Source organism: Noviherbaspirillum cavernae (genome assembly GCF_003590875.1).
Classification (GTDB): domain Bacteria; phylum Pseudomonadota; class Gammaproteobacteria; order Burkholderiales; family Burkholderiaceae_D; genus Noviherbaspirillum; species Noviherbaspirillum cavernae.
In genome coordinates this window covers 901534-923806 of record NZ_QYUN01000002.1, presented here as the reverse complement: position 1 = coordinate 923806, position 22273 = coordinate 901534, and the positions used below count along the sequence as shown (strand labels likewise).

19 protein-coding genes and 1 pseudogene are annotated in these 22273 nt (G+C 57.6%); 11 read left to right on the top strand and 9 right to left on the bottom strand.

Annotated elements, in window-relative coordinates; translation table 11 throughout:
- Positions 1-75: 75 nt before the first annotated feature.
- Positions 76-966 carry a BRCT domain-containing protein gene (locus D3870_RS04390; RefSeq protein ID WP_119736983.1) on the bottom strand — a complete coding sequence of 297 codons (891 nt, stop codon included), beginning with the start codon at positions 964-966 and terminating at the stop codon, positions 76-78.
- Positions 967-1399: 433 nt separating this feature from the next.
- Between D3870_RS04390 and D3870_RS04380 the strand changes: the two genes are divergently transcribed.
- From D3870_RS04380 to D3870_RS04365, 5 genes are all read left to right on the top strand, one after another.
- Positions 1400-5875, top strand: coding sequence for an AAA domain-containing protein (locus tag D3870_RS04380; RefSeq protein WP_119736981.1), 4476 nt, complete (start codon positions 1400-1402; stop codon positions 5873-5875).
- A complete protein-coding gene (locus D3870_RS04375) occupies positions 5875-6492 on the top strand; it encodes a J domain-containing protein (RefSeq protein ID WP_119736979.1) in 618 nt (205 codons plus the stop codon). The genes D3870_RS04380 and D3870_RS04375 overlap by 1 nt, the downstream gene beginning before the upstream one ends.
- An 80-nt stretch (positions 6493-6572) precedes the next feature.
- Positions 6573-6950, top strand: coding sequence for a hypothetical protein (locus D3870_RS21940; protein WP_147375703.1), 378 nt, complete (start codon positions 6573-6575; stop codon positions 6948-6950).
- A gap of 1 nt (position 6951) precedes the next feature.
- The gene (locus tag D3870_RS04370) at positions 6952-7494 is read left to right on the top strand and encodes a DUF4357 domain-containing protein (protein ID WP_119736977.1); all 543 of its coding nucleotides are present in this window, start codon (positions 6952-6954) and stop codon (positions 7492-7494) included.
- 80 nt (positions 7495-7574) lie between these two features.
- Entirely contained in the window at positions 7575-9020 is a 1446-nt protein-coding gene (locus D3870_RS04365; protein ID WP_147375702.1) for a competence protein CoiA family protein, read from the top strand.
- Between the two features lie 115 nt (positions 9021-9135).
- Here the strand turns inward: D3870_RS04365 and D3870_RS21935 are convergent.
- Together D3870_RS21935 and D3870_RS04360 are read right to left on the bottom strand one after the other, a co-directional pair.
- A pseudogene (locus tag D3870_RS21935) lies at positions 9136-9207 on the bottom strand (integrase core domain-containing protein); the annotation flags it as partial.
- Between the two features lie 433 nt (positions 9208-9640).
- Positions 9641-9973 carry a helix-turn-helix domain-containing protein gene (locus D3870_RS04360; protein WP_242489862.1) on the bottom strand — a complete coding sequence of 111 codons (333 nt, stop codon included), beginning with the start codon at positions 9971-9973 and terminating at the stop codon, positions 9641-9643.
- 295 nt (positions 9974-10268) lie between these two features.
- Between D3870_RS04360 and D3870_RS04355 the strand changes: the two genes are divergently transcribed.
- On the top strand, positions 10269-10913 hold the full coding sequence (locus D3870_RS04355) for an HAD domain-containing protein (RefSeq protein WP_119736973.1): 645 nt from the start codon (positions 10269-10271) through the stop codon (positions 10911-10913).
- Positions 10914-10936: 23 nt separating this feature from the next.
- On the opposite strand, the gene D3870_RS22685 is transcribed toward D3870_RS04355, so the two are convergent.
- Positions 10937-11107 (bottom strand): DUF6471 domain-containing protein, encoded by a 171-nt coding sequence (locus D3870_RS22685; protein WP_242490037.1) that lies wholly within the window; start codon positions 11105-11107, stop codon positions 10937-10939.
- Positions 11108-11328: 221 nt separating this feature from the next.
- Between D3870_RS22685 and D3870_RS04350 the strand changes: the two genes are divergently transcribed.
- Entirely contained in the window at positions 11329-11829 is a 501-nt protein-coding gene (locus tag D3870_RS04350; protein WP_119736971.1) for an HAD domain-containing protein, read from the top strand.
- A gap of 113 nt (positions 11830-11942) precedes the next feature.
- On the opposite strand, the gene D3870_RS04345 is transcribed toward D3870_RS04350, so the two are convergent.
- Positions 11943-12338 carry a hypothetical protein gene (locus D3870_RS04345; protein ID WP_147375700.1) on the bottom strand — a complete coding sequence of 132 codons (396 nt, stop codon included), beginning with the start codon at positions 12336-12338 and terminating at the stop codon, positions 11943-11945.
- A gap of 159 nt (positions 12339-12497) precedes the next feature.
- Here D3870_RS04345 and D3870_RS04340 point away from each other — a divergent pair, with 159 nt between their 5' ends.
- Positions 12498-12794: a hypothetical protein gene (locus D3870_RS04340; protein WP_147375699.1), complete on the top strand. Its 297-nt coding sequence runs from the start codon at positions 12498-12500 to the stop codon at positions 12792-12794.
- Positions 12795-12940: 146 nt separating this feature from the next.
- Here the strand turns inward: D3870_RS04340 and D3870_RS23205 are convergent, their stop codons facing one another.
- Positions 12941-13069: a hypothetical protein gene (locus tag D3870_RS23205; protein ID WP_422879638.1), complete on the bottom strand. Its 129-nt coding sequence runs from the start codon at positions 13067-13069 to the stop codon at positions 12941-12943.
- Between the two features lie 40 nt (positions 13070-13109).
- Positions 13110-13346 carry a hypothetical protein gene (locus D3870_RS22480; protein ID WP_199710797.1) on the bottom strand — a complete coding sequence of 79 codons (237 nt, stop codon included), beginning with the start codon at positions 13344-13346 and terminating at the stop codon, positions 13110-13112.
- Positions 13347-13505: 159 nt separating this feature from the next.
- On the opposite strand from D3870_RS22480, the gene D3870_RS04325 reads away from it, so the two are divergent.
- Positions 13506-13967 (top strand): SHOCT domain-containing protein, encoded by a 462-nt coding sequence (locus tag D3870_RS04325; RefSeq protein WP_199710507.1) that lies wholly within the window; start codon positions 13506-13508, stop codon positions 13965-13967.
- A 146-nt stretch (positions 13968-14113) separates the two neighbouring features.
- On the opposite strand, the gene D3870_RS04320 is transcribed toward D3870_RS04325, so the two are convergent.
- Entirely contained in the window at positions 14114-17443 is a 3330-nt protein-coding gene (locus tag D3870_RS04320; protein WP_199710505.1) for a UvrD-helicase domain-containing protein, read from the bottom strand.
- A complete protein-coding gene (locus D3870_RS04315; RefSeq protein WP_119736957.1) occupies positions 17440-20148 on the bottom strand; it encodes a PD-(D/E)XK nuclease family protein in 2709 nt (902 codons plus the stop codon). The genes D3870_RS04320 and D3870_RS04315 overlap by 4 nt, the downstream gene beginning before the upstream one ends.
- Before the next feature lie 323 nt (positions 20149-20471).
- Between D3870_RS04315 and trxA the strand changes: the two genes are divergently transcribed.
- Together trxA and rho are read left to right on the top strand one after the other, a co-directional pair.
- The gene (gene trxA / locus D3870_RS04310) at positions 20472-20798 is read left to right on the top strand and encodes a thioredoxin TrxA (protein WP_119736955.1); all 327 of its coding nucleotides are present in this window, start codon (positions 20472-20474) and stop codon (positions 20796-20798) included.
- Positions 20799-20907: 109 nt separating this feature from the next.
- A complete protein-coding gene (rho, locus tag D3870_RS04305; protein ID WP_119736953.1) occupies positions 20908-22173 on the top strand; it encodes a transcription termination factor Rho in 1266 nt (421 codons plus the stop codon).
- Positions 22174-22273 lie beyond the last annotated feature (100 nt).

The following is a 22273-nucleotide window of genomic DNA, read 5'->3' as shown; positions in this document are numbered from 1 at the left end:
CAATGGTCTGCAACATCTTGGCTTTATGCGGACCTGAAGGTTAAGGACTTTGCGGATGTCTGTTCAATGGCCCTATTAGCTATCGGCAAGAGCGTCATGAAAATCATTTTCATGCACGATGACGATTTTCTTCCCTTGCTTGCGAAGCTCTACAGCCTTTTCTACCTTTCTACCGTAACAGGCATACGTCCAACAGGGATTGCCATCGGCACCGATTACTAGATAGTTCAGCTTTGCGCCAACACCGTTCGCCACCTCGCCTCCAAGCCTGTTCACTAGGCCAGCAAGCTCTGTGCGCGTGTATTTTGATGACGTACCTGTGAAGCAAAATATCGATTTGGCGAATGAAATCTCTGGGCACACTGCACAGAGGCCAACGAGCGATATACCGTCTGTCATCGACGGTGAAACGATAGTACGATTATCGAATAAGACGATGAACTCGGAAAAGAAGCCTTGCACGATACGGTGTTCTTCATCGTCGATTTTGCCGTCAGACATAACCTTTGTGACGAGGCTGTCGATTTCATCGTAAGGCCAGCAGGTCTTTAGATGGTCATGCTCCGCCAGCCAATTAGACAAACCGCGAAGCTCCGCTTCGGTCACGCGACCATCGGCGGCAATAGCTCCGGCTATAGCGTGCAAGCGCTGAATGTCGGCGGTTATCCTATCAAAGTATTCGCTGCTGCGAAGTCGCTCACACAACCAGCGAATGTCTTGTCGTTCTTCGTCCGACAGTAGCCCATCTTCAATAGCTTGGATTATGAGCGGCATGAGTTCATTGAATGGATGACGGCCCGCTAGCTCCCGATGCTCATTCAGCCAATGGTTCAAGAACTCAAGTTCATTCGCGTTAATTCTGGAATCAGCCGAGATTCCTTCTACGATACCGAGAAGCGAATTGATGGACTTCTCAAGACGAGCCTTACCAGTGAATTTGAAATAAGCCGAGTGGTCGCTGTGCATGCTTGCTCCATTCAAGAGGATGAATGCGTAACAGACGCTCAGTCTAATATATAGACCAAAAGTATGTCTATGCAACAACAATGCATGCGTTCCCTAACCCGGCCATATATGCCCATAGCGCCTACTTAAAGTTCAAGAATTCTGTCGTATGCCTGAAACCCACTCGAAATATTTCCGGAAGTCACAATTTAATGTATTGTGTTCCTCTATACAAAAATGGACTGAAGACGATGGCAGGCGAAAAAAATGTCTCGATAAGCTTCCGGGTCACACCCCGGTTCAAGGTGCTTCTGGAGGCCGCGGCCGCGCGGGAGCACAGAAGCCTCACGAACATGCTTGAGACGTTGCTGTTCGCGTACTGCGACCAGCACGGGCTAAGCGACAGGGCGGAGTCTGCGAAAGCTCCAAACAAAAACAACAATGGAGCCAAACAATGAACGAGGCGGCACCGCGTGTCCTTGACCTGCTTACGTACATCGAGCAGGTCGAAAAACTAAAAACCAAGCCTGCTTTTTCGGTCCCGACCGACTATTTTTTCGCGTACCAGCACGAGCTTCGAGGCCTTCCGGAGCTGCAGTTCAACCTGCAGGTAGAAGGAGACGATATTTGGCTGCGCGTGCCGCGCCTGCAAGAGATTCCGGCGCCGGAGCTGGATGAGACGCTCAAACCATGGGTCACGCTACCCAAAAGCCCTGAAAAAACGCCCGAATTAAAGATTGAATGTGTAATCTTTGAAGGCAAACGTGAAGCCAGCCGGGAGCAGCTGAAAGACCATCCCGAAATTAAGGAACTGTTCGATTGGTACGTGGAAAACCAGTGGGAACCTTGGGCCGCAGCAGAACGGCCACGCCGGAAGACGGTTACCCGCTACAACCAACTGTTCGCCCTGCAGCAAGCCATTTCATCCGAAGGCGCCGAAACACCGATTGAGCTTGTTTGGGGTATTGGCTACGCCGTTTGGAAGAAGGAAGGTTTTGGAACAGCAGTCAAGCATCCGCTGCTGGTGCAATCCTGCGAGATAACGCTCAACGAGAAGTCGTTTGACCTCGAAATCCGGCCGCGCGACATCGAACCCCGCTTGGAAGCCGACTGCTATGCGGAGATGGAGCTGCCGGGCGTTCGGGCGCTTGACGCGTTCTGGAAGAGCACCCTTGCCACGGGCGCGCACCGCGTCAATCCCTTCGAGGTGTCTACCTTCGACGGGGTCCTAAAAGCGGCTGTTGGCCACTTGGACCCTTCCGGTGCGTACGAGGTGCGTTCCGATGACGTTACCCCTCCGGCACCTGGTGACCATCTGAAGATTACGAATACTTGGGTGCTGTTCGGGCGTAAGCGGTCCGGAGACATCTTCCTAGAAGACATCCGACGTCTGAAGAAGAGCGTCGAAACTGCGTCCGCTTTGCCCGGAGTCGTCCGTAGCTTCGTTGAGCACGGCGACTCCACCGTGCGCGTAAAGCCGGAACAGCCATTCCGAGGGCTATCATCGAGCGACAGCCCCTCAGGAGCCTTTGAGCTCTACTTCCCCATGCAGTACAACGACGAGCAAGTCTCGATTGTTCAGAAGCTGGAAAGTAATGACGGTGTCGTTGTCCAAGGTCCGCCCGGCACTGGCAAGACGCATACGATTGCCAACGTCATTTGTCACTACCTCGCCCAAGGCAAACGCGTTCTAGTCACTGCCAAAGGCGAATCCGCGTTAGCCGTTCTGCAAGAGAAGCTGCCAGAACGTATTCGGCCGCTTAGCGTAGCTTTGCTCTCGGACGAACGAGACGGCATGAAACAGTTTGAACACTCGATTCAAACCATTGCGTCCAGCGTCGCCTCCCTGAATCCTTCGCGTGCCGCTAGCGCCATCGCCACTGCAGAAGCGAAGCTCAACCAGCTTCATGCCAAGATTGCCAATGTCGACCATGCCGTGACGACATACGCCGAGAAGCACATGCGCAGTTACACCTTCCAGGGCAAGGAGGTGACACCGGAAGAAATGGCAAAGCTGGTTCTGGAGCAGGCAGAAGAACATCAGTGGTTCGATGACGAGCCGCCGGCTACCAAAGATGGGAAATTGCCGTTTGACGATAGCGACATCAGCGCGCTGCGCCAAGCTCGGCTCAAGGTTGGCGCCGACCTCGGGTACCTGGGCTCGTCTCTACCTGCACCGGACGAGTTCCCCGCCTGGCAAGACCTTGTGGGCCTCCAACGCGACCTGATAAAGGCACGCGCCATTGAGGCGAACGTCACAGAAGGAAGCGTGCTGGGACTAGTGGACTCCCGACTCGAAACCTTCGAGAAGGCACAGAAGCTGGTCGCATTCCTCGACGAGCGCGACGCAATCAAGACAAACCTGGCTGGCATCTCCCGGCCGTGGCTTGAAGCCCTGCACAAGCGCCTGGCGGATATGCAGCTGGACGACCCATTGTGGCCCGCTCTGCAGCAGGTATGCGTCGATGTTCGAACGCTTGAAGGCACTCGCCGTGAACTGCTCGCCAAAGCCATTGAACTTCCTGCGGGTGCAGAGCTGCATGAGGACTTCAACGATGCCCTCACGCGGCTGGTTGCGGGAAAAAGTGCGTTTGCACTGCCTTTCGGGAAAGGCGAGGCGCGAAAGCTTACCCAGGCCGTCAAGGTGCTTGGCATGGCGCCCGGCTCTAAGGATGAATGGACGTTGGTCAAGCGCACAGCCGCCTGGCGCATGGAAGTGCGGAAGGTTTTGGCCCGTTGGAACTCCATGTCTGAAGAATTCGGACTTGAGCCCGTCGGCGAAGGTCTGGAGGCCGCCTTCAAAGGTGTTGTCCAAGCCCAGGGGCATATCGAGCACGTGCACCGGCTCGTCTTCGAGTTCGATGCCAAACTGCACGAACGGCTTCTGGAAGTGTTTGGCAAACCCGTCGCGGACAGAATGTGGGATGAGGGAGAGCCATTCCTAGCGGTAGTGTCCTCCAGCCTTCAGGCGCAAGTCGACAAGGGGCGGCTGGGCTATGCAATGAAACGCGTCCAGGACTTGTTAAACAAGCTGGACGGTCGCAAAGGCGGCATCGTCGACGAGCTTCGGAGCTTCCTTGCGGAGTCCTTGGGACGCAGTTCGGCGGATGAAGCAGTTCTGCAAACGACCTGGGGAGCACTGCAAGCGGAGCTCGGCAGGTTGGTTAGCCAGCGCCCTTGGCTCGACGAAATCAATCGCGCCTCGTCCGCGGTGGAAGCCGCCGGCGCTGTCAATTGGGCAACGCGCGTCCGAACCGAACCTGCAACCCCGGACCTCGACCCTATGGTGCCGACCAAGTGGCTGGAAGCATGGAACTGGCGGCAAGCGGTCATGTTCCTCGAGCGCATCGACGGGCACCATAAGCTGCGCGAACTGTTCGAAGAACGAAAGACGCTGACGACAGCGCTGGCCCGCACGTATCAGGACCTCGTAGCCGAGAAAACGTGGCTGGGGGTATTCAACAATTCCCCGGACAGCGTGCGGCAGGCCCTGCAGGCATACCTGAATGCTGTTCAGGCCATGGGGTCGGGCACTGGAGTCCGTGCGATACGCCATCGGAAGACTGCGCGCGACGCGATGGTGCGGGCGTATCAGGCCGTTCCCTGCTGGGTGCTACCCCAGTGGCGCGTCTCGGAAACCATTCCGTCTGAGGTCGGCCTGTTTGACTTGGTCGTTATTGACGAGGCGTCGCAGTCCGACATATGGGCACTACCTGCACTTTTGCGGGGTAAGAAGTTACTCGTCGTCGGGGACCACAAGCAGGTGTCCCCATCCGCGGTCGGAACCGCAGAAGAGAAAATCAAGGAGCTCAGCACCCGGTTCCTAAGCAATCAGCCGCACGGCGCCCAGATGACCCCGGACAAATCCATCTACGACTTGGCCCGGGTGGTATTCGCCGGTAACTCGATAATGTTGAAAGAGCACTTCCGGTGCGTTCCTGCCATCATCGAATTCTCGAATCGGGAGTTCTACGAAGGCGATATCAAACCATTGCGGCTACCGAAAGCAAACGAGCGCCTTGACCCTCCGCTTGTCGACGTTTACGTCAAAGGCGGGTACCGGAAGGGTGACCTTAATCCAGCGGAGGCCGAAGCGATTGTCAACGAGATTGAAGGCATCCTTGCTGACGAACAGTTCAATGGGCGCAGTATTGGCGTCGTCACGTTGCTCGGCACCGCCCAGGCAGCTCACATTCAGGAATTGGTCGGCAACCGTATTTCGCCGGCAGATGTGCTTGCCAGGAAAATCGCGGTTGGCCCACCGCCAGTCTTCCAAGGCCGCGAACGGGACATCATGATGGTCTCCATGGTGCTCGCTCCGGGCGACCGCGCGGCACAGAATAAGACCGACATGTATCAGCGCTTCAACGTGGCATTGTCACGTGCGCGAGACCGCATGTACCTGTTCCGGTCGGTGACTGAAACAACGTTCAAAGAGGACACGCTGAATTCCCGGCTTATCCGGCACTTCCGGCAGCCCTTCCGCCATGATGGCCAGAAACTGCAAGCTCTCCGGGAAAAATGTGAGTCTGGCTTTGAGTTGGAGATGTTCGATGAACTGGTGAAACGGGGATACCGTGTCCAGCCTCAGATTCCTTGCGGCGGATACCGCATCGACTTCGTCGCGGAGGGAAAGGAGGGCCGACGCCTAGCAATTGAGTGCGACGGCGACCGCTTCCATGGGCCGGGCCAGTGGGCTGATGACATGGCCCGCCAACGCGTACTCGAGCGCGCCGGATGGACGTTCTGGCGTTGTTTTGCATCCAGTTTCGTGCGCCAGCGGGAAGAAGTGCTTACAGACCTGCTGCAGACGCTAGAACGTCTGGGCATTGAGCCGCTGGGGGCAGAATCCGTAGACAACACGGTGTGGGTACATACGAAGGAAGTCGACCCTTACGGCGTTGAGGATGAGCAGGAGGTCGCGCAGTAATGGCACGGCCACTGTTAAGACATAGTATTGTCGAGCTCGAACAGATGTTCTCGGTCGCAAAGGGCGACACCAAAAAGCTGCGGGCGCTGGAAAGTGAACTGAAGCACCGCAACGTCCCACGCGCGGTTACGCTTTTGGACAAGGTCCAGCGGGCACTTCGTGGGGCAAAGCTAACTCCCAAGGCGCCGGAAACGAACGAACCGGTGGCTAAGTCCGCGGCAACCTGTCCAAGCCAGCAGGGCGCGCTATGGGGCGAGGAGTCGAAGTCCGCCCGAAATAATGTCGTGGGGACGACAACGGCTCAACCGGCGAAACCACCGCCCGCGCCCGTACCGGTTGAGCCACCAGCTAAACCGTCTGCATCAACGGCCTTGGCGTCAAATCCACAAGTAGTCGCGGCTTCCCTGAGCGTCGATGAAGCGTATAAGGTCTTAAAAGCCACGCCCGGGTCTACATGGGAGGCCATTGAGCAAACTCGCCGTCAGCTGGTGCAGCAAGCACATCCAGAGCGAGTGGCCGGCCTGAGCACCGAGGGACGCATGCAAGTGCAGGCGGACGCCAAACGAGCCAACGCTGCATACGCATTGCTGCTTCAGACCAGAACTGGGGACAACTAGGGATAGGGTCAGAATACTGTCTCGGCCACCACTCGTAGCGAAAGGAAGTAAGCAGCAACTCAACTTTAGGGAGTAGAAAAATGAACGACGTCGCCAATGGCGTGGCCGACAGTTACAGCTTGGCACAGCAAGAAGGAATAAAAGAAATCTGCCGTTCTTGGCGTAAGCTGCATCCGAAGACTCGTACCTGGTTAACGAACTCTGGACTTCATAACGACCGGGGCGTGCCTGTACAAGTCGAGAGCTCAGATTCAGAGGTGGAAGACCTTGAATTCAATCTTGGGCTAATCAATCGCTATGTGGCAGCGAAACTACCGAACCGCGCGGAAAAAGGCGCTCTTATCCCATCAGAAGCAAGTGCCAGTGAAGTTCAGTCGGCGCCTTCCGCTTTGATTATCTCCCGCGTAGCCAAGCCCTGCCTTTCTCCGGCGTGCTCTACTTGCGCTGCAGCGCTTTGAAATGAACCACCTTCTGTGCGTTCTTCCCGCCGAAAAAAGACATCCGTCGTTTCGGAGTATCGGCATGCTTGCGTTTGGCGTGTTCTGTTTTGTGCTGCTGCTGATAACACCGGCAATTCTTGCGGGTGGACTGGTATCGGCCGCAAATGGTGATTACGACGATACCGCAGCGACCCTATACGTACTGGGCTTTATCGCATGGATGCTTAACATTCTGAGAAACCTCGGAAAGGACGCGTCGGGAACAAATGATAAGCAAACCTATAATGCTTGGGCAACCCTGAATCCATATCAGTCGTGCGACTGGACGGCCGGTGGGGCTGGAGCTTCCGCCTATTTTGAAGAGATGACGCGAAAAAGTTTGCAGGTCCCCGCAGTTGCATTTGACCTCTGTGAGAGTCTAAAAGCTCAAGCTTTTAGACTAGGCTCTGCAGCCGACATGGTGTCAGGAATGAGCACCAATGGCTGGCTCTTCTGGAAAACTAAAGGAGGCAAAACCCTCGACGAGCTGAAACGCCAACCCTTGAACCAACCGGCGGCTTAAGTGCCCAGCATCGTATAAAAATCATGCAGCCCGGGCCTATACTTCATCTACGAACGCCGTTCGGCCTGAGGGATGGCCGGATGGTTGCACCGGCCGACGTTGAGTCTGGCTTGTACTGCGGCTGTACCTGCGTAGGGTGCGGCGCCCGGCTAATTGCCAAGAAAGGAGCCAAGCTAGCTTGGCACTTTGCACACCATGTCGTGCTTGCATCGCAGTCTTGTGTTGAGACAGCTGTACATGCCGCAGCAAAGCAAGTTCTTCTTGAGAACAATTGGCTGCAAGTTCCTGAAAAGGTAGTTACGGTTATCGGGCGCACCAAGTTCGGCACCTCCCCCTCAAAGAGCAGAATGCTGTCACCCGCCCGGGTGATACGCTTTGACTACAGCCGAGACGAGGTATGGGAGGCCGGTTCAAGCCTCCGGCCGGACGTTGTGGGCTATCGAGGCACACGACGCTTGCTGGTCGAGATATGCTTCAGGCATGAGGTAGACGAAGTCAAACGGCGGAAGCTTGTTTCTCTTGGCTTGCCCGCAGTCGAGATTGACCTTTCGGACCTCCCCTTTGATACTGATTTCGCTGCAATCCGCGAGCGAGTACTGGACAATTTGTCACATAAAGAGTGGCTTTTCTATCCCAACCAGGAAGAGGCAGCGGCGGAACTACATTTGGAAATCCAGAAGGAAGTAGAGACACTGAACCGCGCATACGACAGCCGGGACGCTGCCCAGCGCCAAAAAGATGAAGCTCGCCAGCGCGAGAAGGAACGCGTTCGACAGGCGATAGCGGACGCAAACGAGCAGTATCGACTCCTTCCATCGACTGAAAAAGAACGTCTAGTGCGCGAAAAGCTTGGCATAAAAGGGACATGGCCCTATTTTTTGAATAAACCTAGCCCAGAATCCAACGCCATTGCCGCGCCAGCTTACATTTGGCAGGCGACTCTGTTTGCTCGCTTCGTACTCGGCAAAGCAGACAGTGACTCTCGAATTGATGTGGACACCCTCGTTGATTGGGTCACTGGACGCTGTGGCCAAGTTGACAATCGTTCTACCGACGCGGTGACTGCGGTAAGGAAATTTCTTGCCTATCTAAGTGCGTGCGGTTTCTTGGAGAAGTCGCCATACGACCCTTACGGGAGGCCGTATTACAAAGTGGTGCATGATGGCCTAAACCCACCGCCAAGACAGTCGAATAGAGAGCAGGCACCAAATTCGGCACCCATCTATCGGAAAGCGGTTTCCTTCAGAAAACCTGGCGCAGAGCCAGCCAACAGGAAGCCGCATTGGTTGTGGCGTGCAAGCTGGCCGGCGAGGCAGGAAATGCTGGAGGCGTCGGAAAAGCTTCTAAGCAGCTCTCCGTATAAAGGAGTTCTGGGCAATATCGCCCGTACTCTAACGCGCGGGAACTGTCCGGCCGAGCCAGTCATATTGGCAAATAGGCTAGGCACCCAAGGCGTGCCGCCGGAAACCACCTTGGACTTTCTCGTGGAGCTCGGGTTGGCTCTAAGGGCTTTCAGGCCGGCGTAGTCGAGCGTCTACTTGCCGCCGCGGTATCAGGTGCCGGGGTCGCAAGGGTGGACACTCACTTGCCCCTATATCTCAGGACACGACATCACACCAAAGTCGATAAATCTGTCTTGCGTCAAAACTCGCGTGGCGAACAGTACTTCAATGCGCTGTGGGGATGCTGCTCGTTGTAATGCTCGAATGCGACATTCGCACGTTTCATCATAGGTCGGCTGCCTATACTGAGTGCAGTCTTCCTTTTAAGGCTGCCGCGTAGTTGGTCGGAAAATAACGGCAGCGGCTACGGGATACCCCGGGACTGCGGGATAGTCTGAGAACCTGGGCGAGGCGGCGAAGTTAGCACCTCGGGACGAAGCGGCTGACGGGTGACGCTGGCTCCGGGATGCATCTTTACGATGCGGGGTTGGGTCTGAAGGCCATCCCTGCTATGCGGGTCAGGATGGCTGGGCTCAACTTCACCAGGATGCATACCAGGATTTTTAAAAGGTATGCACACTTCAAAACATCAATTCAAAGTATCCAATCAATAAAGATGTACGCACGAATATTAAGGATATTCCAACCTCCTTTCCGTCCGCGACACCAATCTGCGATGCCTCGGAGCGAATACCAGATGAGCCTCAGCCCGGGGCCTTGACGCGCGGCTTGCTCGCGCGTTGGCGTGGTTTTGCCGCTCTGGTCAACATTAGCGGATTGATGGTCGGGACAGGAGCAATGGTTTCCAGCCATTGTTCGCGCCCAAGAGCCCGAATTACTTGGATAAGAGTACGCAACGACGAGCCGCTGCCACTTTCGAGATTTCGCAAGGCACGCACGCTGATGCCCGCGCGCGCTGAAAGCGTTGCTTGGTCCAGATTGCGATGCACGCGGAGCGTCTTCAATCGGCTCCCTAACTCCACTTCCATCTCGCCTAGCGTTTGAGCCTTTAGTGTATTGGTGGGACTGTACTTCACTTCATCTCCAAGATGCCCCCGACATGGGCGCATCAATTACAGGCAACATTATGCCTGTAACGGAGAAATTTTTACATAAACGGCAATATGTTGCCTGTAATTTCTACGTCATGTGGACGAAGCGAGCACTGGGAAGAAATTATTCCCTTGTCAAAACGCAATCTCACGAAACGAGTGGTCTACAAAGCCGAGCAACAGACTGAAAAAAGATTGCCGCAGATTGGATTTAAACCGCATCCCAGCCTTAATATACTGTACGCGCATACAGCAACTTGGAATCACGGAGGTGGGTGCGATGAAGAGCAAAAAAGCGTCGATGTCGGCCGACGATGCGGCGCGTAGCAGAAATATTGAGCTGGCCGGCGCCGGCGTCCGCAGTCGACTGTGCAAGGTAGGCTATATGCGACCTGTCATATTCTTGGATATGGACGATGTCCTTGTCATAAGCCGCGAATTCACAAGCTTTCAGGTGATATCGGCCTTTAAGGCACAAGACCTCGATTATCCTGAGCTATGGGCCGGACTTGTGTCGCCTGAGGCACGGTTTAACCTAGCCGAACTCCACAATGAATTTCAGCCGGAGTACGTCATTAGTTCCAACTGGTCGAGCTATTTGAGTCAAGCGCAATTACAAGAGATTTTTCAACGCACAGGATTGTCGTTTGTCGCTGAGAACATGCACGCGCAATGGACAACGCCTAAAGGCACGGGGTCACCGCGGGTAACTGAAGTCGAGAATTGGATAGTCAAGTATCGGCAGCCTGAACAAGCTGTGCTTGTGCTCGATGACCACGAGAGTGGCTGGAATTTGCACGAGTGTCAGCTGGACCAGCAGGGCCTTGTTGTTCTGTGCGATGAATGGACCGGTTTCACCGCAGAGAAATTACTTGATGCACAAAGGCTTCTTCGTGCGCAATTACGTGATGAACCTGAGCCTTGATTCGCCGCGTTTGTCGCGCAACTTTATTGCATCGACCCGAGCGCTCGCATGCATTGCAGGAAGAAGGCGAAGCTGAATGTGCCGCGGCTGATTTTGTTCGACGTCTTCATCGATGCCGAGGCTTCCAAAGCGCGTGACAGCTCTTTGTAGCCAATATCCTTGCGTGCGAGTTCCTTCTGTGCGTTCCCCTTCATGGAGGCAGTATGCGCGGAACCGCATTGCCTTCCAGGCGCCCAGTTTCTACCCGACAGCCGCGGCAAGGAAGCGCATCTAGAGAACTCGCCCAAGATGCGCTGGCTGCGGTCCAAGCTGCACTAGACGAGTTCGGACGCCTAGGCCGGACAGTACTCTGGAGCGTTGGGCAATTTTCTCTTTGCCGTTGTTCGTTATTCGATAAACCACGAGGTGAATTCCCATGCCAAGAACACGCTCCGCCGAGAAAATCCTGTATCTGGACTTCGATGGCGTGCTGCATGACGAGGCAGTCTATTTTCACCCTCGGCGAGGCATTTACCTGGCCACGCCCGGTCGTGTACTGTTCGAATGGATACCTATCCTGGAGCAGCTTTTGGCGCCGCATCCGTCAGTGGCGATTGTGTTGTCGACGTCTTGGGTACGAGTTCGCAGCTTTGATTACGCAAAAAGGCAACTTAGCCCTGGCTTACAAGAACGAGTCATTGGGGCGACATTCCATAAACGTGAAATGCGAAAAGAGGAGTTTGTGTTTTTGCCTCGCGGTGGACAGATAGCGAACGATGTGTTTCGGCGCGGGCCGAAATCCTGGTTTGCGATTGACGACGACCATCTGGGGTGGCCGTCGTGGTGCCGGGACAATCTCATTCAGACGGATGGAAATCTCGGCATCAGCGCTCCTCAGACACAAGAAGCCATTCGGGAAATGCTTGAACGTTTCTAGACGAACCAGCCACTCGTTCGACGCCCCAATAGTGTGTGTATGTCCTTAGGCAGAGCTTCGACAAAGTCAAGAACTTGGCGTGGGCTTCCCCCACCTCCGCGTACTGGCATCGTTTACTCCGAGGACTCAGTGGCCGAGGCAGGTACGGGCCACCCGATTATTTCCGCCGTGCGACGAATCACCCAACGTGCCTCTGGCTCAGATGTCCATTTGGTCTCAATCAGCCTCGGCAGATATTGGTCGAGTATCTGCGCTTCCGTCATGTGGGCCCGCTTACCGGCTTTTGATTCCAACGATTTGGTGGCTAATTGATTGGCTAGGTCTTCGCAAATGTCCCAACGCTCGAAGAGTTCAGGCGGGCTGCATCCGGGTGAGTAGAAGCGACCGTTGTACTTTGTCGCCAAGAGTTTGGGTTGCATACCGGGGACGGCACCGAAATGCACTGGACGTGGGAAATCCGCAGGTACTCGGGAATATTTCGCTTCTTCCATCTCCACATCGTTGCTCATCACGCCCTCTCAAATCGCAGAATACTGTATATATAAACAGCATTTTGCGTAAGGCTATTTGAGGACAATCAAGGGGAAGGGCATAGCCTTTGGGCTCCAGCGCCCTTTAGGGAATGCCCGTCGGAGAAGGGAGGCAGTCCAACTTATTTGCGAAAAGTGGTGTTTTTCGGTGCTATTTGCAAATTAGTTTCTAGTCGCCGTATGGCGGTGCTGAAAAACTGCCGTGCCTCCATCGCTATGTCGAAAAGCGAGCACCCGAAAAGCAAGCAAATTCTCACAAAAAATGCTTATGATTTTTTTGGTCACGATATGTTTTATTTCTTGGCGATTGGCCAGGATATGCTTTATCCAAGAAAAATTAGCGGATTCTCTATCGCTGTAACGGCGCGGATTTTTCGATATCGCGAGCAGAGTTTTGGACAATTTATACTTTATATTTGGGCGGGAAATACTTAACGGCACATTGAGATGTCTGGAATAACAACTTGCCGTCGCGGCAAGCCTGTCCTTCCAATCGAAAGTGCTGTAAGCATCCCATTGCCCACCCTTCATACAACCCGCGTGCATGGCAGTGACCGCTTGGTACTGCCGGTGGAATTTGGTCAGCCGCTGGGGAGTTCAGCGAGCACCTCGACTGCATAGCCGCGTCCGACGATTCCGCGAATGACCACCAGCCACTGCAGGGCAATCTGGCGGCGCGGCTCGATCCATTTCGTGTCAAGACCTTCCACCGGGATCTGGCACGGGTTCAGATTCGAATGCGGATGATCATCAACGGGTCGATTTCTCTCTGAATTCGCTCTGATCCTCGCGCGGTCTTGCAATAAGCGTCGCGCGGTCGGTCTCCGTGGACGTCGATCCGGCCTCATGATCTTCATTGGACGCCATGGAACGGACGCAGCCGAGCGTCGAATGGCGAGGAATCAGGTTCCGATCTGCCACCGTCGCGTTCTTCTTCCACCTCGGCATGGTGTTCGTAAAAAAGCGCAGCAGCGCTGCACTTGTCATGGCCCCGATCATCGGACGATGGAAATTTTTTCAGAATTGTCGAGAAGACGCGCCGTCGAACTCTTTCCTTTCGGAGAGGACCATGACGATTCTCATCCCTTCAGCGTGAAATCTGCAATTTGCGCAGTTCGGCGTATATCGTGTGACTAGCGGCTCTCAATGATTGAAAAGCGATTGATTCCAGAGCTTCGAGAGGATTCCACGCCGTTTTATCTGCATCCACTATTTTTCGGGAGAAGTGCAATGAGCAACTTTTGGGATTTCATCATGCTGCTGGTTTCGACTTTCTTCTTCGTGGCCTATCTGTTCGTCCTGTTCCAGGTCATCATCGATCTCTTCAGGGACAGCGAACTTGGCGGACTCCCAAAGGTTCTGTGGATCATCTTTCTGGTCTTCCTGCCGCTATTGACTGCGCTGGTCTACATCCTTGTCCGCGGCCGCGGCATGGCAGAGAGACAGCGAGCCCACCTCCAGCACGCAAAATCCGAAACCGACGCCTACATCCGGAACGTGGCCGGGAAATCGCCGAGCACGCAGATTGCCGAGGCCAAGGCACTTCTCGATGCAGGCACCATCAATCAGGAAGAATTCGGCAAACTCAAGGCAAAAGCGCTGGTCTGATCCGGCGTCCGAAGGACTCTATCGGACAGCGGCGTACCCGGCTCGTTTTGCACTGGTGGATGGCAAGACGTCCGGGGATCTGCCGCTGTGCCCTGTTTCGAACAACACGCAAACAGACGGTGCAATGCAGCCCATCGTCATGCCGTTCAATCCACGACCCACAATCTGCCATCGGCGGTGATGAGCGCCGACTTGATCTGCCTGTCAGGAAATACCGCCGTTGCCGCGCTGCGATAACGTGCCAGCTGTGCGCCATAGTCCATGCGTTCGCTCTCGAGCAGATCGCGCTTGTAGTCGAGTATCCACACTTCATCATCAAACACGACCACGCGATCAAACCGCAGCAGTGCGCCATCGAATATCACTTCCATCTCGTTGCGCGCGATGCGGTAGTGATGCGGATTGAAGAATCTTTCCAGTTCCGTTTGCGAGAGGATTGTCAACGCCGATTCGCGCACCTTTTGCGCCGTCTGACGCGAGCACGGCAGCCAGCGTGCAAGCGTCTCCGCGTCCGGCATGAGGAGCGGCCATTGAGGCAATTGCGTCAGGCGCTCGAGCAAGGTGTGCAGGGCAACCCCCTCATCGATCGCCGCGCTACGCGCCGTGTCCGGCTTGACAACGCCGGGCAGCTGCGGCGGATCGAAGATGGGCAGGATGAACTCGCTGTCGCGGGCACGCTCGCCGTGGCACTGCGCAACCTGGACCGGTTCCAGAATCGTTTCCGGAACATGCTGCATCCGCTGGTACCAGCTGCCGTCGATGGTGCCGTCCTCGAGTGCGCCGCGTCCGCCGGCGACGCCGCTGACGACCAGGATATTCCTGGCGCGCGTGACGGCGACATACAGCAGGTTCCAGTCCTCTTGCCCCTTGAAGTTCTCCTCCGCTTCGAACAGTGCATCGCGCGCCGCGCCGCGCTCCGGCTTGCGTCCGAATGCAGAGAAATGCGTGGGCGCATCCGCATCCTGCGGCCAGTCGCACAGAATGCCGAGATCGTCGCGCGCCGGCTCGCTATGGTTTGCGTCCAGCACCACCACGATCGGCGCTTCCAGTCCCTTCGCGCTGTGGATGGTCAGGATGCGCACCGCATCCGCGGCGGCATCGATATTCGCCTCGTCCGGCGCATCGGAATCCGCGCCCTTCTTCAGGATGCGCAACGCATCGATGAACTTCGGCAGACTCGGATATCGGCCGGCATCCAGATTCAGCGCCAGCTCCGTGAATGCCTCGATATTGCCGACCACCTGGCTGCGCACCAACGGCAGCGCCGCCTGCGCATAGCGCGCAATCAATTGGCCTTCATGCAGGATCAGATCGAGCAAGTCGTGCACCGGCAGATGCGGCGCCTCGGCCAGCCAGTGTTCCAGCAATCCGGCGGCGCGCTTGATTGCCTCGGATGCGCCATCGCGCGCGGCAATCTGCATGCGCGGCCACCATGCGCCCTCGCTGCGTCCGGCAAGTGCAATCAGGTCGTCGTCGCTCGCCCCGACGATCGGCGATTTCAATACGTGTGCCAGGGCGCGATTGTCGCCCGGCGTGATCAGGAAAGTCAGCAGGGCGATCAGGTCGGCGACCTCAAGTGACTCGAGCAAGCCGCCGCGCTTGTCCGACACGAACGGGATGCCCGCTTCGCGCAATGCGCTTTCGTATGCGCTCAGGTAGGCGCGCTTCTTCACCAGCAGCATGACGTCGGACCACTTCGTTTCGCGGCCTTGCTGCAGCGCGAGCTCCTGCTTCGCCGCCACGATCGCCTCGGCGACGGCGCGCCCTTCGTCGAGACGGCGCGCATCTTCTTCCTCCGCACGCGGCGTGGTCAGCGGATCGCGCAAAACGAAGCCCGATGAGTCCGCCTTCGCGGCTTCCTTCTCCTGAATCAGCGGCAGCCGCCATACCACGCCACCCGCATCCGCCAGCGTCGTTTGCGGCGCAAAGATCGGATTGGCGACAAAACCCGCGTTGAGCGCGGCGACGATTTCGCCGGCGTTGCGGCGCGTCTGGTTGGTGCGCAGGACATCCGCGCCCTGCGCCGCCAGCAGATCGCGCGCGGCGCTGAACACGCGCGGCTCGGCGCGGCGGAAGCGGTAAATGGATTGCTTGGGATCGCCGACGACAAATACGCTGGGCGGCTGGGTGTCGTCGCCGTAGGCATTCAGCCACGCGCGCACGATGCTCCATTGCAGCGGATTGGTGTCCTGGAACTCGTCGAGCAGAATGTGCTTGTAGCGCGCATCCAGCCGGCTTTGCAGATACGCCGCATGCTCTTCGTTGGTCAGCAAGCGGTAGGCGTGCCATTCCAGATCGCTGAAATCGAATGCGCGCTGCTCGGCCTTGACCGACTGGTAGCGTTCGAGATAAGCCGCGCCGACCGTGAACAAGGCGCTGTTCAATGCCAGCACAAGCGACTCGCAACTGCGGCGCTGACGCTGCAGCAATAACTCGCCGATCTCGGCGAACTCCTGTTCGAAGACGCTCACGCCATCTACACCCAGCTGCTGCTCGATCGCGGCAAGCAGCTTTCCGCGCCGGTGGTCATTACCCTTCGGCTCGCCCTTGTCGTCACGGAACTGCGCGAGCAGCTGAGTGAAATTTTCCACGTCGGGACCGACGGTGAGCGCGCTTTCGATCAGTACGGCACGCTCCTGATTGCGCTTGGCCCCCTGCCCAAGCAAACGGGCCATGTCCTCGATCCGTGCACAAAGTCGCGTGTCATCCCACAGCGCCAGCCGCGCGTCGCTTTCCGCATCGCCGCCACAAAGCTCGTGCAGCCACTGCAAGGGCATGCTGGCCGATTCTTCCGTCGCGCCCTGGTTCGCCGCCCACCACTCCGCGCGCTTGCCGACAAAGGCGTCGAGCAAGCGATCCGCATTCCAGTCGCCGGCCAGTTCGTACAGCATCAGCAATGCGTCGCGCGTCTCGCGATACCGCTCGTCATTGATCGCCTGCATCAAGCGGCTATAGGCCTCCGTCAGCAATTCACCGGTGGTCTCCGTCAATGCATAACCGTGCGGCACGCCGGACGTCAGCGGCGCGATCTGGATCAAGCGCGCGAACCAGCTGTGAAAGGTGTCGATCGACAAGGATTGCGCACTCGACAGGACGCGCTCATACAAGCCGCGCGCGATCGGCAGCAACTGCGGTACGTCTCGCTCGTCCACACCCCGCTCTAACAAGAGGGCGAGGACTTCAGGCTCCGGTTTCAGCGCAAGATCACGCAGCAGGTGGATCAGGCGTTCGCGCATTTCCTGCGCCGCCTTGCGGGTGAAGGTGATCGCCAGCAGTTCGGCCGGCTCCGCCCCGGCCAGCAGCAGCCGCAGCATGCGCCCCACCAGCAGCCAGGTCTTGCCACTGCCGGCGCATGCCTCCACCACCACGGAACGCTGCGGATCGCAGGCGATGCGGATGAACTGTTGCGCGCTGACGGCCTCGCCATTGATTTCGCAGGCACGCGGCAAAGTGGGTAACGTGGACGACATGCTCATTCCCACGCTCCCTTGCGGCACAATCCGCGCACTTCGCAAAACCCGCACACACGATTGATTCCGCTGGCGCGCAAGGGCGCGCCGCCCGCGATCGCATGCATGTTCGCCACCACTTGCGCCTGCAGCGCGCGCTGCCACTCTTCATAGTTCGGCGCATCGACTGCGCCGGTCTTGTCCTTGACCGGCTCGAGCGCGACGTATGAGGCATGAGCCACCGGCCGATCGGACAGCAGTCCGTAGAAGGCGAGCTGATGATCCTCGCCCTCTTTCAGCCTGTCGCGCAGCGCGGTCGAATTTTTTGTCTTGTAGTCGAGCACCGCGCGTTCGCCAGCGCCGTTTTCGTCGATGCGGTCAATGCGCCCATGCAGCGTGATTTTTCCGTCTTCCCAATGCAGCGTCTTGTCGAACTTCCCCTCGCCCATGACGAAATGCCAGCCTTCGCTTTCACGCGCATTGGCCCATTCGAGATAGGCCGGCATGGCCTTTTGCCAGCGGCTGTAGTAGCCGAGCGCGGCCCCGCTGCGGGCGATTTCATCGTCGAACACCTGCTGCGAAATCTGCTGCAGCAGGCTCGCGCGATCCTGCAGCGCGCTCCCGTTGTCGCGCAGCGTCTCGTGATACGTGGTCAATATGCGGTGCAGCCAGTCACCGTAATCGCGCTTTTCCGGCATGTCGGACAACTCGTCCATGCCCTGCAGTTCCAGCATGCGCGTCGCAAAGAACTGGTAGGGGCAGGCTACCAGGCTGTTGTAGCCGCTGGCAGACAGCCTGGAAGGCACCAGATGTGGCGCGACCGGGGCGGGCATTGCGACCGTCTGCGCCGTCAGCAGATGCGGCGCGATTTCCACGCGATGCATCGGCAATGGCGCTGCCCCCGCGCGCTCCAGCGCCAACTGCAGGCGCTCGATCCACGGACTCGGCGGATTGGGTTCGCCTGACGTGAATGTCTGCCACGACAACACCACCTCGCGATTGACGGTCAGCAATTCGGCAAAGTCACGCAGCTGCGCGCGATGCCGCATCTCGCGGGTCGCAAGACCAAGCTCGCGCCGCACCGCATTGGCGAAGAACAGGGTCTCGTCCAGCTGTGACGGCAAATGATCCGCATCCGCGCCCACCATCAACACCGCGTCGAATGCACGCAAGCGCGCACCGTTCAATTGCAGCATCACGACGCGGCGGTCGAAGTCAGCCGGCACAAATGGCGTCGATTCCAGCTGCAGGCCGATGAAGGCGCGCCATTCCGCAAACGAGAATGCGTGCGAAGACGAAGCGCAATCCTGCTTCAAGGTCTCCAGCATGGCGATGACCTGCATCCCGGCGGCATCGACCGCCAGCGCAGCATGCATGCCGAGCGCATCGAGCGCGCGGTAGGTCGCGGTTATCCATTCAGACAGTGTCTTGCGGCCGGTAAAGTGGCGCGCCTGCTGCGCGATGCGCTGCAGCGAATCCTGCGCCAGCGGATCACTTGAGAGCGCGGCCACGGCCGACTCCCAACCGCCGAGCACGTTCGCGCGGCGCAAGGCGTGTTCGATCGCCATGACCCGTTCGGATTTTCCATCGACCTCGGCGAACAGGAACGGCGATTTCAGCAAATCCAGTAGCGATGAAGTTTCGGCGCGCGTGGCCACTGCATCGAGCAGCGCGGCGAGCGCCGATGCAGTGCGCGTGGTGGACAGCTTCCACCCCGTTTCATCGGAAACCTGGATCTGCGCACGTTCCAGCAAGGCGCGGATGCGGCGTGCAACGACACGATCTTGCGCAATGACCGCAACGCTCGATTTTCCTTGCTGCAGCCAGTCGATGATTGTTTGCGCGCCGCGGACCGCTTCGTCTTCCAGACTGCCGGTCGCGCACAGCGTCACACCGGCAGGCGTAGCGGCCGCGCCGCATTCGCCACCGTTTGCCGCAATTGATTCGTCGTCGTCGAGTATTTCGCGCCACGCCAGTGCACAGACAGGCTCGATCGCACTCGCGCGCCAATCCAGCCGGACCGGCACTACCGGCTGCCGCGCGCCGTAGGCTGCAAGAAACGCGTTCTCCATCGCATCCGCCTCGACCGCGCCGATCCAGACCAGCGGCGCATCGGCCTGTTCGGCCAGACGCATCATCCTGGCAAAACGGCGCGCCGTCGGATCGCTTGTATCGAGCTGGCTTTTCCACAGGGACCATACGAGCTGGGCCTCGTCCGACAGCATGCTTCTGGCCGCAGGCGCGATCTGCTCCAGCGCCGCCTGCCAGCGCGCTTCCGCCGCATCGGGCGAAAGCTGGATCGACGGCAACAGCGCCCGCGTCAGTTCATCGAACAGCGTCAACAATGTCTGCGCCAACGGCAGCAAGTCCGTATTGCGGCGCGCCGCGAACAGCTTCTTGAGCCAGCCATGCTGACGCAGTTCGGCGTACAGTTCCATCAGGCGCTCGCTGTCCGATACCGTCTGCGCTTCAGCCGAATCGGGCGGAGCCATCGCGAGCCATGCCTGCAATGTCGTGATGCGCGGAGGAATGAATGCGTGTTGCAGGCGCTCGGCCAGCGCCGCTTTCAAGAATGGCGCATGGGAGAACGACGGCACAACGATCCGAATGGCGGAAAAATCCTGCATGCGGCTGTCGCCGAACTCCGACAACATTCCATGATCCAGCAGGATGCGTGCCGTCTGCGACCAAAACCCGGCGGCAGGAGCGATCAGCAATGGGCTTTGCAGCATGTGAGCAAACAAGGAAAAAAGCGACGAAAATACCGGTGCTTGCACACAGGTACAAGCTTCGACGGATGGACTCGCTGCCATTCTATGCGAGTCCTGTTGGAAATCAGGCGGGCCGCCCACACTTTTCATGAAAATGGGTTATGATTTATCCAATTCCCCGCCGTATTACCTCTTGTCGCAGCTTTCAATACCATGAATAAAGTTGCGCGCGACGTTTCCATACAGTAAACAGCCGTCCAGGATGCGTTGCCCGCACCGCCCGACAAGATTGGTGAATCCGCAGGCACCAACTGATATCCTTTCCCCCTCTCACTGAGGAAACCATGAGCGAAAACATCAAACACATCACTGATACATCCTTCGATTCGGACGTATTGAAGTCCGACAAGCCGGTCCTGGTCGATTTCTGGGCCGAATGGTGCGGCCCCTGCAAAATGATCGCCCCGATTCTGGAAGAAGTCGCGAAAGAGTACGACGGCAAGCTGCAGATCGCGAAAATGGACGTGGACGCCAACCAGGCGGTACCGGCCAAGTTCGGCATTCGCGGCATTCCGACATTGATCCTGTTCAAGAACGGTGCCCCCGCCGCGCAAAAAGTGGGCGCAATGGCCAAGGGCCAACTCACCTCCTTCATTGACAGCAATATCTAACTAAATAAACGTCAGCGCCGCGGCGCGTTCGCGCCGCCCGCTGCCGGTTGAATCACTCCACGCAAGTCCCTCCCCCACCTTATTTTTCCCATCCCGGGACACACACACTATGCATTTATCTGAACTAAAGCAGCTCCACGTCTCGGCCCTGCTGGACATGGCCATCGGACTCGAAATCGACAACGCGGCGCGCTTGCGCAAGCAGGAATTGATGTTCGCCATCCTGAAGAAGCGCGCGAAAGCGGGCGAGCAGATTTTCGGCGACGGCGCTCTGGAAGTGCTGCCGGACGGCTTCGGTTTCCTGCGTTCGCCGGACGCCAGCTACATGGCATCGACGGACGACATTTATATTTCCCCATCGCAGATCCGCCGCTTCAACCTGCACACGGGCGATTCGATCGAGGGCGAAGTCCGCACCCCGAAAGACGGCGAGCGCTATTTTGCATTGGTGAAGGTGGACAAGGTCAACGGCGAGCCGCCGGAAGCGTCCAAGCATCGCATCCTGTTTGAAAATCTGACGCCGCTGCATCCCAACAAGGTGCTGACGCTCGAACGCGACATGCGCGGCGAGGAAAACATCACCGGCCGCATCATCGACATGATCGCACCGATCGGTCGCGGTCAGCGCGGCCTCTTGGTCGCTTCGCCGAAGTCCGGCAAATCGGTGATGCTGCAACACATCGCGCACGCGATCACCACGAATCATCCCGATACCGTCTTGATCGTCCTGCTGATCGACGAACGCCCGGAAGAAGTGACCGAAATGCAGCGCTCGGTGCGCGGCGAAGTGGTCGCCTCTACCTTCGACGAACCGGCGACGCGTCACGTCCAGGTCGCCGAAATGGTGCTGGAAAAGGCCAAGCGCCTGGTCGAAATGAAACGCGACGTCGTGATCCTGCTCGACTCCATCACACGTCTCGCGCGCGCCTACAACACCGTGATCCCGGCCTCCGGCAAGGTACTGACCGGCGGCGTCGATGCGAATGCGCTGCAACGGCCGAAGCGTTTCTTTGGCGCCGCGCGCAATGTCGAGGAAGGCGGCTCTCTCACCATCATCGCGACCGCGCTGATCGAAACCGGCAGCCGCATGGACGATGTGATTTACGAAGAGTTCAAGGGCACCGGCAACATGGAAGTGCATCTGGAGCGCCGCCTGGCTGAAAAGCGCGTCTATCCATCGATCAATCTCAACAAGTCCGGCACGCGCCGCGAAGAACTGCTGATCAAGCCGGATCAGTTGCAGAAGATCTGGGTCTTGCGCAAGCTGCTCTACGGCATGGATGAAATCGAGGCGATGGAATTCATTCTCGACAAGATGAAGTCCACGAAGAACAATGCCGAGTTCTTTGACATGATGCGTCGCGGCGGCAGCTGATCCGCATCGGACTTTCATTGGAAAGGGCGCTGCATGCGCCCTTTTCTTTCGCCGGCAGGTTTTCAGTTTTGCAAGCCATGCGCCGGGGCCCGGCATGGGC

Excerpts from the sequence above, each read along its gene's own strand:
- D3870_RS04390 (WP_119736983.1), bottom strand. The coding sequence starts at position 966 with ATGCACAGCGACCACTCGGCTTATTTCAAATTCACTGGTAAGGCTCGT.
- D3870_RS04380 (WP_119736981.1), top strand. The coding sequence starts at position 1,400 with ATGAACGAGGCGGCACCGCGTGTCCTTGACCTGCTTACGTACATCGAG.
- D3870_RS04375 (WP_119736979.1), top strand. The coding sequence starts at position 5,875 with ATGGCACGGCCACTGTTAAGACATAGTATTGTCGAGCTCGAACAGATG.
- D3870_RS21940 (WP_147375703.1), top strand. The coding sequence starts at position 6,573 with ATGAACGACGTCGCCAATGGCGTGGCCGACAGTTACAGCTTGGCACAG.
- D3870_RS04370 (WP_119736977.1), top strand. The coding sequence starts at position 6,952 with ATGAACCACCTTCTGTGCGTTCTTCCCGCCGAAAAAAGACATCCGTCG.
- D3870_RS04365 (WP_147375702.1), top strand. The coding sequence starts at position 7,575 with ATGGTTGCACCGGCCGACGTTGAGTCTGGCTTGTACTGCGGCTGTACC.
- D3870_RS04355 (WP_119736973.1), top strand. The coding sequence starts at position 10,269 with ATGAAGAGCAAAAAAGCGTCGATGTCGGCCGACGATGCGGCGCGTAGC.
- D3870_RS22685 (WP_242490037.1), bottom strand. The coding sequence starts at position 11,107 with ATGAAGGGGAACGCACAGAAGGAACTCGCACGCAAGGATATTGGCTAC.
- D3870_RS04350 (WP_119736971.1), top strand. The coding sequence starts at position 11,329 with ATGCCAAGAACACGCTCCGCCGAGAAAATCCTGTATCTGGACTTCGAT.
- D3870_RS04345 (WP_147375700.1), bottom strand. The coding sequence starts at position 12,338 with ATGAGCAACGATGTGGAGATGGAAGAAGCGAAATATTCCCGAGTACCT.
- D3870_RS22480 (WP_199710797.1), bottom strand. The coding sequence starts at position 13,346 with ATGACAAGTGCAGCGCTGCTGCGCTTTTTTACGAACACCATGCCGAGG.
- D3870_RS04325 (WP_199710507.1), top strand. The coding sequence starts at position 13,506 with ATGATTGAAAAGCGATTGATTCCAGAGCTTCGAGAGGATTCCACGCCG.
- D3870_RS04320 (WP_199710505.1), bottom strand. The coding sequence starts at position 17,443 with ATGAGCATGTCGTCCACGTTACCCACTTTGCCGCGTGCCTGCGAAATC.
- D3870_RS04315 (WP_119736957.1), bottom strand. The coding sequence starts at position 20,148 with ATGCTGCAAAGCCCATTGCTGATCGCTCCTGCCGCCGGGTTTTGGTCG.
- trxA (WP_119736955.1), top strand. The coding sequence starts at position 20,472 with ATGAGCGAAAACATCAAACACATCACTGATACATCCTTCGATTCGGAC.
- rho (WP_119736953.1), top strand. The coding sequence starts at position 20,908 with ATGCATTTATCTGAACTAAAGCAGCTCCACGTCTCGGCCCTGCTGGAC.